Consider the following 1,660-nt stretch of genomic DNA (forward strand, 5'->3'; position numbering starts at 1 on the left):
AGACCGTGTTGATGGCATCCGGGAACCCTTTCAGGCCGTCCACACAGGAAATGAGGATGTCGGTCAGGCCACGGTTTTTCAGTTCTGTCAGCACGTTCAGCCAGAACTTTGCGCCTTCATTTTCGGCCAGCAACATCCCCAGTAGCTCTTTCTGGCCTTCGATATTGATACCCAGCACCAGGAACACAGACTTATTGATAACGCTGCTGTCCTGCCGGACTTTCAGAACGATACAGTCAAGGTAAACAATGGGATAAACCGCATCCATGGGGCGATTTTGCCATTCAACAACCTGCTCCATAACGGCATCGGTGACCTTCGATACCAGGGCGGGTGAGACATCCGCGTCATACAGTTCTTTGAACGCAGCGGCAATTTCGCTGGTGGTCATCCCTTTGGCGGCTTTGTTGAATAATAGGGAATAATGCTGTTATGACACGCCTGTTTTGGATTAAAATGCTGATCGCTCCGGGATGCATCACCACGCTCTGGATTTAACATACTGATTTTACGTCAAGGGAATCCGCATCCTTTATGGCTACGCAGCATAATATCTATTTATTCAACAAAGCCCATACAACGATAAAATCTGGTTATCCATCCCGGTGATACGGGTCTGGTTCTTCTTCACCAGTTGCGGTTCAAAGGAACCATCACGCTCACGTGGTGTACGCAGTTCCAGCGGACCATCGCCGGTGGTAACAGCCTTTGTGGAGTAGCCATTGCGCGTGTTAGTTCCAGATTTGGACTGGTGCTTCTCATGCCCGAGATGATGGGTCATTTCAGCATTAAGGGCAGCTTCAACGCTGATCTTTTTCAGCAGGCGATCAAACTGGTTGAGATCGTCAGGGGCTTTGAGATTTTTGGCCAGCTCGTTAGCCAGGGCCTGTAACTGTTTTTCGTCCATAAAGTAACCTGCTTTTGATGTTGGATTGAACATATCAAAATCAGGCAATTACACAATCTCGTGTACAGGCTCTATCTAAATTCCTAATTGTTTTCGCTGAGCATGGCCAACGATTGACAACATATATGTTGTTCGCGATAATATGTAGAATTTTTCCTTGGTGTTGGCCAATTTGGCGTATGATCCTCTTCTGGAGGATCACTTTTTTTGACTCTATTCCCTCATTCTTATGCTCTAACCATAATTCTTTTAATTTATTAATACCAGATGTACTAAAGTACAGTCTTACCCTGTGCTTTTGATTGCAACAATACCTATTGATGTGCTGCCAGTCATATTCACAACCCCTTAAAAACAGTCCGTTTTACTCTGATGGTAAAGTCACCTCCCCCTCGTCATCCTCGGCGAAAGCCAGGGATCTCTGCGAAAATCTTCGGCAAGAGAATCCCGCTTTCGCGGGAATAACGGTGGGGGGAAGGCCGTTTTCATATCACTTATCGGGTGGTTGCGACCCGTTGTTTTTTCTGTTTCATGGCATAACCGATGCCAAGAACGACCAACCATACGGGAATCAGCAGAACGGAAATCTGAATCCCTAGAGTGATGAACATGATGGCTTTGTTGAATAAATAGATATTATGCTGCGTAGCCATAAAGGCTGCGGATTCCCTTGACGTAAAATCAGTATGTTAAATCCAGAGCGTGGTGATGCATCCCGGAGCGATCAGCATTTTAATCCAAAACAGGCGTGTC

1 protein-coding gene and 2 pseudogenes are annotated in these 1,660 nt (G+C 46.3%); all 3 read right to left on the bottom strand.

All coding sequences use genetic code 11. The features are described from left to right. A pseudogene (locus tag QZ506_RS08735) lies at window positions 1-400 on the bottom strand (transposase); the annotation flags it as partial. Between the two features lie 174 nt (window positions 401-574). Continuing rightward, window positions 575-907 (bottom strand): annotated as a pseudogene (locus QZ506_RS08740) (transposase); the annotation flags it as partial. 494 nt (window positions 908-1,401) lie between these two features. Further along, on the bottom strand, window positions 1,402-1,560 hold the full coding sequence (locus QZ506_RS08745) for a hypothetical protein (RefSeq protein WP_291970440.1): 159 nt from the start codon (window positions 1,558-1,560) through the stop codon (window positions 1,402-1,404). Between the last annotated feature and the right edge of the window lie 100 nt (window positions 1,561-1,660).

The sequence above is a fragment of the Candidatus Symbiopectobacterium sp. genome (genome assembly GCF_020054415.1).
GTDB lineage: Bacteria > Pseudomonadota > Gammaproteobacteria > Enterobacterales > Enterobacteriaceae > Symbiopectobacterium.

What these genes read in the sequence shown, in the direction of transcription:
- QZ506_RS08745 (WP_291970440.1), bottom strand. Translation starts at nt 1,560, where the DNA reads ATGGCTACGCAGCATAATATCTATTTATTCAACAAAGCCATCATGTTC.